Annotated in this window: 9 protein-coding genes and 1 pseudogene; 7 read left to right on the top strand and 3 right to left on the bottom strand. The window is 67.2% G+C overall.

The features are described 5' to 3' along the window. A partial coding sequence (locus G6023_RS01205) for a hypothetical protein (protein WP_182633874.1) occupies window positions 1-254 on the bottom strand: 254 nt, incomplete at its 3' end. A 279-nt stretch (window positions 255-533) separates the two neighbouring features. Between G6023_RS01205 and G6023_RS01200 the strand changes: the two genes are divergently transcribed. The 6 genes from G6023_RS01200 (at window position 534) to G6023_RS01175 (ending at window position 5,774) form a co-directional block, all read left to right on the top strand. Beyond that, window positions 534-794: a LuxR C-terminal-related transcriptional regulator gene (locus G6023_RS01200; RefSeq protein WP_067720216.1), complete on the top strand. Its 261-nt coding sequence runs from the start codon at window positions 534-536 to the stop codon at window positions 792-794. 157 nt (window positions 795-951) lie between these two features. Continuing rightward, entirely contained in the window at window positions 952-1,239 is a 288-nt protein-coding gene (gene rpsF / locus G6023_RS01195; RefSeq protein ID WP_067720016.1) for a 30S ribosomal protein S6, read from the top strand. Between the two features lie 105 nt (window positions 1,240-1,344). After that, entirely contained in the window at window positions 1,345-1,920 is a 576-nt protein-coding gene (locus G6023_RS01190) for a single-stranded DNA-binding protein (RefSeq protein ID WP_067720013.1), read from the top strand. Window positions 1,921-2,035: 115 nt separating this feature from the next. Then, a complete protein-coding gene (gene rplI, locus G6023_RS01185; RefSeq protein WP_067720010.1) occupies window positions 2,036-2,488 on the top strand; it encodes a 50S ribosomal protein L9 in 453 nt (150 codons plus the stop codon). A gap of 486 nt (window positions 2,489-2,974) precedes the next feature. Continuing rightward, window positions 2,975-4,798 (top strand): replicative DNA helicase, encoded by a 1,824-nt coding sequence (dnaB, locus tag G6023_RS01180; RefSeq protein ID WP_376780887.1) that lies wholly within the window; start codon window positions 2,975-2,977, stop codon window positions 4,796-4,798. A 175-nt stretch (window positions 4,799-4,973) separates the two neighbouring features. Further along, entirely contained in the window at window positions 4,974-5,774 is an 801-nt protein-coding gene (locus G6023_RS01175; protein ID WP_182633873.1) for a metal-dependent hydrolase, read from the top strand. A gap of 106 nt (window positions 5,775-5,880) precedes the next feature. Here the strand turns inward: G6023_RS01175 and tal are convergent, their stop codons facing one another. Both tal and G6023_RS01165 read right to left on the bottom strand, forming a co-directional pair. Further along, window positions 5,881-6,993, bottom strand: coding sequence for a transaldolase (gene tal / locus G6023_RS01170; RefSeq protein WP_182633872.1), 1,113 nt, complete (start codon window positions 6,991-6,993; stop codon window positions 5,881-5,883). Window positions 6,994-7,088: 95 nt separating this feature from the next. Next, entirely contained in the window at window positions 7,089-7,898 is an 810-nt protein-coding gene (locus G6023_RS01165; protein WP_182633871.1) for an SDR family NAD(P)-dependent oxidoreductase, read from the bottom strand. A gap of 184 nt (window positions 7,899-8,082) precedes the next feature. Between G6023_RS01165 and G6023_RS15815 the strand changes: the two are divergent. After that, a pseudogene (locus tag G6023_RS15815) lies at window positions 8,083-8,249 on the top strand (MFS transporter); the annotation flags it as partial.

Raw genomic sequence — 8,249 nt, 5'->3', positions numbered from 1 at the left:
GCCCGCCACTCGTCGATGGTGGTGGCGGCGGCGGAGTCTGCGCGGGCGGGGTCCGTGCCGGCAGGGCCCGTGCCGGCCGGGCCCGTATCCGAGCCCGCGTCCCCGCCGACACCGAGCAGACGGAGCAGCTCTACGAGCGTCGCCTCGCTCGCGCGGGTCGGCACGTGCTGGCCCGAGAACCAGCCCGAGGCGGTCCCGAGGGTCAGGGAGGGGACCAGCCGCACGACGTCGCGGACCGAGAGTCCGGCCGTCACCCGGAGAGCGGTGAGCGCGCTGCCGAGCTCCTCACGAGTCTGAATCTGAGAAGGAGCTGATCGTCCAACTGTGCCCTCGACGGGCTCGCGGGGGGTGTGCACGGTCAACATCGTACGGCCGAGCGGCCGGCGTACGGAAGGGATTCGGAGGTCATGTGCTGGGGTTTCATACGATCGTAGGACGCATCCGTACGGACTTGTACTGACAATTCGGGGGAAGTTCACGCCGTGACCGGCCGTCGCCAGAATGAATCGGAACTCATCGAACGAGAGGGCGCCATGACCGCCACGATTCCTTTCCGCCCCGCCGCGGCCCGTCCGGACCTCAGTGACCGGGAGGTCGAGGTCCTCATCGCCTGGCTCGCCTCGGACAGCAAGCGCGAGGTCACCGAGCGGCTGTTCCTGGCCGACTCCACCGTCAGCACCTACATCCAGCGGGTGCGCTCCAAGTACGACGCCGTCGGCCGGCCCGCGCGGACCAAGGTCCGGTTGCTGCTGCGAGCGGTGGAGGACGGCTACGTCAGACTCGACGACCTGTGAGGGGGTGGCGCGCCCGTGCGACGGCGCTGCCGCCGCCGACGGGGATTTCGTCTGCCGAGGTCACCGGGGTAACCTTGAGCGGTTGCTGACGCAACGACCCTCCTGCCACGGAGACACCGTGGCCGAATCTGTAGTCCACAGGAGGTGATGAGGTCCCATGCGTCAATACGAAGTGATGGTCATCCTCGATCCGAGTCTCGACGAGCGCACCGTGGCGCCGTCGCTGGACACGTTCCTCAACGTGATCCGGCAAGAGGGCGGATCGGTCGACAAGGTCGATGTCTGGGGGAAGCGCCGCTTCGCCTACGAGATCAACAAGCAGACCGAGGGCATCTACGCCGTCGCGCAGATCAAGTCCGAGCCGGACGCGGTCAAGGAGCTGGATCGTCAGCTCGGTCTGAACGAGAACGTTCTCCGCACCAAGGTGCTCCGCGCCGACAAGTGACCCGGAGTGTCCGACCGCACCGGTAATCTGGGCGCGGTCGGTCGGCCTTCGATCACCATCCACCTCAGGCTGTAATACGCCGGCTTCAACACGGAGGACAAGCGCATGGCACAGGGCGACACCCCTATCACAGTGGTCGGGAACATCGTCGCGGACCCCGAGCTGCGGTTCACGCCGTCGGGTGCCGCGGTGGCGAACTTCCGGATCGCCTCCACGCCACGTCGCTTCAATTCGCAGACCAACCAGTGGGAGGACGGCGAAGGCCTGTTCCTCACCTGCAACGTCTGGCGGCAGGCGGCGGAGAACGTCGCCGAGTCGCTCCAGAAGGGCATGCGCGTCATCGTCAACGGTCGGCTGCGCCAGCGGTCGTATGAAACCCGTGAGGGCGAGAAGCGCACCGTCTACGAGGTGGAGGTCGACGAGGTCGGCCCGTCGCTCAAGTACGCCACCGCCAAGGTGACCCGCACCAACCGTGAAGGCGGCGGGGGCGGCGGCCAGCAGGGCGGCGGTTTCCAGGGTGGCGGCCAGCAGGGCGGCGGCTTCCAGGGTGGCGGTCAGCCGCAGGGCGGTTACGGCGGCGGCCAGGGCCGTGGTCAGCAGAACGACGACCCGTGGGGCAGCGCCCCGCAGGCCGGCGGTTCCGGTGGCTTCGGTGGCATGGACGACGAGCCCCCGTTCTAGAGCGCGTCGAATTCCCCGGGGCGCCACCCGCGTCCCACCCCATAAGCATGAGACATGACCTCGCGACATCCCGGCCCAGGTCGGGTCCGTCGGAGGAAAGAAAGGTAGACGGATCATGAAGCTGATCCTCACCGCCGACGTCGACAAGCTCGGTGCGCCGGGCGACATCGTCGAGGTCAAGGGCGGATACGGTCGTAACTTCCTGCTCCCGCGCGGGCTGGCCATCGTGGCCACCCGTGGCGCCGAGCGCCAGGTCGACTCCATCAAGCGGGCCCAGGAGGCTCGTGAGGTGCGCGACTCGGACCACGCCAACGAGCTCAAGCAGAAGCTCGAGTCGCTGGCCGACGTCAAGGTCGCGGTCAAGACCTCGGACACCGGCAAGCTGTTCGGCTCGGTCACCGCGGGCGATGTCGCCTCTGCCATCAAGGCCGCGGGCGGACCGACTCTCGACAAGCGTGCCGTCGAGATGCCCAAGGAGCACATCAAGTCGACCGGCGCCCACAGCGTCGTCGTCGACCTGGGTCACGACACCACCGCGCGCGTCGCGGTCGAGGTCGTCCCCGCCTGATTCACCGCGAAGGGCCCCGATCGTCACAGTGACGGTCGGGGCCCTCGCTTTTGTGGACGGCCTGTGGATAACTAGTTGTAATGCCTAGGGTCCGGACGGTTCTCGGATCAGTGCCGTTCATCTTTCGTTATCCATTGTGTCCCTGTTTGTGACGTGGTAAGCGCCGTTCTCCACCGGCGCCGCGACCTGCGACGATGATGGTGACCTGCGGTTTTGCTGAAAGTGGCCAGCGGTTTCCACCGGTTGTCCACAGTGATACGCCCATCGGCCCTGCGTAACCCACATCCATTCACAGTTGTCCACAGGTGCTCTCTCGCAAATGTGGACAAACCTGTGGATACCCGGGTGGGCGGGGCGTCGGGCGTGTCGGTCCGGTGACCTACAGTGGAGGGGTCGCTCGGCGCCTGTTCAGGGTCGGTGCCCGTTCGGGTCGGTGCCTGATCGGGGTCGGTGGCGGTACGAGTTCTACAGCGGAGAGGAGCGGTCATGGCGCAGGGGGGATTCAGCGGTCCCGGCGAGATGCCGCCTCCGCCGGATGAAGGTGGCGGCGGGGAGTTCGGCCGCACCCCGCCGCAGGACCTCACCGCCGAGCAGTCCGTGCTCGGCGGGATGCTGTTGAGCAAGGACGCCATCGCGGACGTGGTGGAGGAGATCCAGCCGGGCGACTTCTACAAGCCCGCGCACCAGGCGATCTACGACGTCATCCTCGACCTGTACGCACGCGGTGAGCCGGCAGACGCCGTCACCGTGGCCGCCGAGCTCGACCGCCGGGGCGACCTCCGCCGTGCCGGCGGTGCCCCTTACCTGCACACGCTCATCTCCACCGTCCCCACCGCGGCCAACGCCGGGTACTACGCGCAGATCGTCGCGGAGAAGGCGGTGCTGCGTCGCCTGGTCGACGCCGGCACCCGGATCGTGCAGTTCGGCTACTCGGGGTCCGAGGGCGCGGACGTCGCCGAAGTGGTGGACCGCGCCCAGGCGGAGATCTTCGAGGTCACCGAGCGGCGCACCACCGAGGACTTCGTGATCATCGAGGAGCTGCTGCAGCCCACGATGGACGAGATCGACGCGATCCACACCGCGGGCGGGCTCGCCCAGGGTGTGCCCACCGGATTCGCCGACCTGGACGCCGTGACCAACGGCCTGCACGGTGGCCAGATGATCATCATCGCCGCCCGCCCCGGTGTGGGTAAGGCCCTGGCCCTCGACACCGTCCTGCCCACGCCCGACGGGCAGACCACCATGGGCGAGGTCGCCGTGGGGGACCGGGTGCTGGATGCCGACGGGCAGCCCACCGAGGTCGTCGCCGTGACCGAGGTGTGGGAGGACCGTCCATGCTTCACAGTGCGGTTCAACGACGGCACCGAGCTGGTCGCCGACGCCGAGCACGAGTGGCGTATCGAGATGGGCGGCACCGAGCAGGTCGTCACCACCAAGTCACTCGACACCCTCATGCTGGTCTGCGACTTCGGCATCGTCGTCCCCGAGAATCCCGGCTCCGGCCGGGCGGCCCGGCTCATCGCCGACGTGCGCAGCGCGGAGAGCGTCCCGGTCAGGTGCATCGAGGTCGCCGCCGCCGATCACCTCTATCTGGCCGGCCCCACCGCGATCCCCACGCACAACTCGACCATCGGCCTGGACATCATGCGGTCCTGTTCCATCAAGCACGGGCTCGCCTCGGTGGTGTTCTCGCTGGAGATGAGCCGCACGGAGATCGTCATGCGCCTCATGAGCGCGGAGGCGCGCGTGAAGTTGTCCGATATGAAGTCGGGCAAGATGAGCGATGAGGACTGGACCCGGATGGCCCGGCGCATGGGGGAGATCTCCGAGGCTCCGCTGTTCATCGATGACTCGCCCAATATGACGATGATGGAGATCCGCGCCAAGGCCCGCCGGCTCAAGCAAAAGCACGACCTGCGGCTGATCGTGGTGGACTACCTGCAGCTGATGTCCTCGGGCAAGAAGGTGGAATCCCGTCAGCAGGAGGTCTCCGAGTTCTCTCGTCAGCTCAAGCTGTTGGCAAAGGAGATCGACGTCCCATTGATCGCTATCTCCCAGCTGAACCGTGGCCCCGAGCAGCGGACCGACAAGCGGCCCCAGGTGTCCGACCTCCGTGAGTCCGGCTCACTGGAGCAGGACGCCGACATCGTCATGCTGCTGCACCGCCCGGACGCCTCCGAGCGCGACGACCCTCGGGCCGGTGAGGCCGACCTGATCCTGGGCAAGCACCGCGGTGGTCCCACGTCCACGATCACGGTGGCGCATCAGCTCCATTACTCGCGTTTCGTGGACATGGCGCGGGGGCTGTAGCTCTCGTCGTCGGTTGTGGAAACAGGTTGTCAGCCCGACGCTACGGTGTCAGTGAATTGCCGCTGGGCGTTCAGCGCACGGTTGGCGAGATCCATCGTCGGTGCGGTCGCTCTGGGCCAGGGGGCCCGGTCCGTATCCGGGGGCGAGCCTCGGTGGACAGTAAGGTGCGCTGCACATGGTGATGGGACCTACGCACGCGATGAGCGGCGCCGGCGCGGGGTTGGCTATCGGGGCCTTCCTCCCAGTCGAATGGGGTGGGGCCACCTCACCCACGGAGGTGCTCGTGTTTGCGGGTGTCACCGCCGGAGCGGCGCTTCTCCCGGACCTCGACACACCACAGAGCACCCTTGCTCGCAGCTTCGGGCTGGCCTCGAGGGCCCTCGCTCACATCACGGAGCGGGTCTCGAAGACCATCTACGACCTGACGATGACGCGCAAGGACGCCCGGATCAGCAACGGGCACCGCACCGCGACCCACACGTTGTGGTTCGCACTTCTTGCGGGCGCCGGCACGGCCGCCCTCGTCTCGGCGTTCGGTAAGAACGGCGCTATCGGGGTGCTGTTCTTCATGCTTGGCCTTGCCATACGCAGCCTGGCACCGAACTGGGCCAAGAAGCAGGATTGGATCTACGTCACCGGGCTCTCGTTGGCGCTTGCAGTAGCGGTGTGGTTTGCGCTGCCGGCTTCGGTCGGCAGCGCCGCGCTCGGCGCAGCGGTCACCGCCGGTGTCGCGATGCACCTCCTCGGCGACGTGATCACCAAGCGGGGCGTGCCTCTACTCGGCGGCGTCGTCAGTATCGGAGGCGAGCGATGGTGGAACTTCCGCCTACCGGGACCACTGCGAATCCGTGCGGGCGCCGGCATGGACAGAATGTTGGCCGCTGCCTGTACCGGCGTCACAGTTGTTTTGGCCTACTGCGTGGTGCGGGCGCCACACCTGATCGGCGCACCCTGGGTGGCCGGCACCTTCCACTAAGACGGGGTCCGGTAGCGAACAAGCGGCGTCGTCCACGAGTCCTTCTCCTGCAAGACCCGTCGCGGCGGCGTGCCGATTTCGCAGACGGTGGAACCAAGGCGTGCGCTCACCCGGACGCCAGTTGTGCGCCCATCGCCGTGATCAGTTCGTTCCAGGCCGTGTCGAACTTGGCGACGCCCTCGCGCTCCAGTTGAAGGAAGACGTCACTCATGTCGATCCCGACCTCGCCGAGCGCCTCGAACAGCGCTGCAGGTTCGGCAAACCTTGTGGTGCTCGACCCCGAAGAAATGACTCCGTGGTCGGCGAACGCCTCCATGGTCACCGCCGGCATCGTGTTCACTGTCGCCGGTGCGACCAACTCACTGACATACAGGGTGTCGCTGTACCGAGTGTTCTTCACGCCGGTCGACGCCCACAGCGGCCGCTGCGGTCGGGCGCCGCGGCCGGCCAGGCTCCGGAACCGGTCGGAGCTCTCGAAGTGCTGCTGATACTCGGCGTAGGCCAGCCAGGCATTGGCCAGCGCGGCCTGGCCCTTCAGGGCCAGCGCGGCCGGTGTGCCGATGGCCTCGAGTCTGGCATCGACCTCGGTATCGACCCGCGAGACGAAGAACGACGCCACGGAGTGGATGGACGACAGGTCGTGGCCGGCCAGGGCGGCGGCGTCCAGACCGTCCAGGTAGGACTGAACGACCTGTGTGTAGCGCTCGACGGAGAAGATCAGTGTGACGTTCACGCTGATGCCTTCGGCCAGCACCCGACTGATCGCCTCCAGCCCGGCCGCGGTGGCCGGAATCTTGATCAGCAGGTTGGGTCGGTTCACGATCTGCCACAGCTCCTTTGCCTGTGCCACCGTGGCCTCGGCATCGTGAGCCAGTCGCGGATCGACCTCGATCGATATTCGCCCGTCTACTGTCCCGGTTCGCTCGTACACCGGCGCCAGGATGTCGCAGGCGGCACGGACATCGTCGGTGGTGACGGCCTGGATCACGGCGTCCACCTCATGACCTCGGCCTCGGAGGTGGCTGACCTGCTGGTCGTACGCCGTCCCGCTCGTCAGCGCGGCGTGGAAGATCGCCGGGTTCGTCGTCACCCCGACCACGGACCGGGTCTCCACCAGTTCCGCGAGGCGACCGGAGGAGATCAGGTCCCGGGACAGGTCGTCGAGCCAGACCGACACCCCGGCTCGTGACAGCTCGGCAAGTTGCGCATTCTGGGACATCGTTTGTGCTCCTGATCGAACTGACAGTTGGTGTTCCGTTGGTGCGGCGGTCGGTGGTGCGGTGGTCTGGTGGTGCGGCTGGGGGAGGGCAGTGGTCAGCCCCAGCGGGATTGGCCCCCGTCGAGCGGAATCGTCGCTCCGCTCAGGTACGAGGCCTCCGCCGAGCAGAGCCAGGCGACCGGGCGGCCGATGTCGGTCACCGGGTCACCCACGCGGCCGGCGGGGATGGCGGAGAGGAACTCGGCGGCTTCCTCGGGGTTGTTGTCCATCCACCAGTCCAGCCCGGGACTGTGGGCGTGTGGAGCAACGTTGAGAGCGCGGATTCCGTCGCCGGCCCATTCGTACGTGGCGGCCCGTGTGAGGGCGCGCATGCTCTCCTTCACGGCTCCGTAGATGCCGTAGTTGGAGGGATCCCACCGGACGGCTGCCGAGGTCACCAGGTTGATGATCACCCCACCGCCCCTCTGCGCCATGAGAGGGCGGGTCAGCTTCATCAGCGTGAGCGACACGCGGGGGCCGGACTCGAAGGCCTTGCGAAAACCGTCGTCGGGGTAGTCGGACAGTGGCAGGGGCCGGGCCATGTTCGCGTTGTTGACGAGGATGTCGACCCCTCCGAAATGCGTGACAGCTGCGTCCACGATCGCCTCGGGTGCGCCCTCCGCGGTGATGTTGACCGGCAGGCATTCGGCCGCACCGCCGATCGCGCGAATCTCCTCGGCGACCTTCTCGAGCTTCTCCACCGTCCGCCCGACCAGCAGGACCGAGGCGCCTGACTCGGCCAAGCCGAGCGAGATCCCGCGGCCCACGCCCTGCCCGCCACCGGTGACGATCGCGGTCTTTCCGGCCAGGCGGTTCGCGCGATCCGTGCCGGGTGTGGCCGTGATCTCGGGACGGGTTCCGGTCATATGATCCTCCGATGTGGGTGCGGGGCGAGGCGGGACAAGCGCTGACCTCGCCGCTGTAGTCAAGTGTGTACAGCCTGACTGTAGTCAACTGTGTACAGTTGGCGAAACCGGCAGGATCAATACCCGCTGGGGTATAGTGCGCCGTGGGCTGACCACACAGCGGACTCAGTCATGAAAGGGGAGCATGCCCACCGAACGCGCACCCGTACTCGGTCTCAAGGCCAACGCCGCCCAGTTCACGCTGCTGGTGGCGATCAATGCGCTGGTCGGCGGCATGGTGGGACAGCAGCAGACCGTGCTGCCCCTGCTGGCGACGGACGTCTTCGGCCTGACCGGCTACACCTTCATCTT

Origin of the sequence: Dietzia sp. DQ11-71 (genome assembly GCF_014144995.1) — a bacterium.
GTDB lineage: Bacteria > Actinomycetota > Actinomycetes > Mycobacteriales > Mycobacteriaceae > Dietzia > Dietzia kunjamensis.
Note: the sequence above shows the minus strand (reverse complement) of the source record. Positions and strands in the feature narration are given on the sequence as shown.

Coding starts and splice junctions, on each gene's coding strand:
- G6023_RS01175 (WP_182633873.1), top strand. CDS start 4,974: ATGGTGATGGGACCTACGCACGCGATGAGCGGCGCCGGCGCGGGGTTG.
- rplI (WP_067720010.1), top strand. CDS start 2,036: ATGAAGCTGATCCTCACCGCCGACGTCGACAAGCTCGGTGCGCCGGGC.
- rpsF (WP_067720016.1), top strand. CDS start 952: ATGCGTCAATACGAAGTGATGGTCATCCTCGATCCGAGTCTCGACGAG.
- G6023_RS01165 (WP_182633871.1), bottom strand. CDS start 7,898: ATGACCGGAACCCGTCCCGAGATCACGGCCACACCCGGCACGGATCGC.
- tal (WP_182633872.1), bottom strand. CDS start 6,993: ATGTCCCAGAATGCGCAACTTGCCGAGCTGTCACGAGCCGGGGTGTCG.
- G6023_RS01190 (WP_067720013.1), top strand. CDS start 1,345: ATGGCACAGGGCGACACCCCTATCACAGTGGTCGGGAACATCGTCGCG.
- G6023_RS01200 (WP_067720216.1), top strand. CDS start 534: ATGACCGCCACGATTCCTTTCCGCCCCGCCGCGGCCCGTCCGGACCTC.
- dnaB (WP_376780887.1), top strand. CDS start 2,975: ATGGCGCAGGGGGGATTCAGCGGTCCCGGCGAGATGCCGCCTCCGCCG.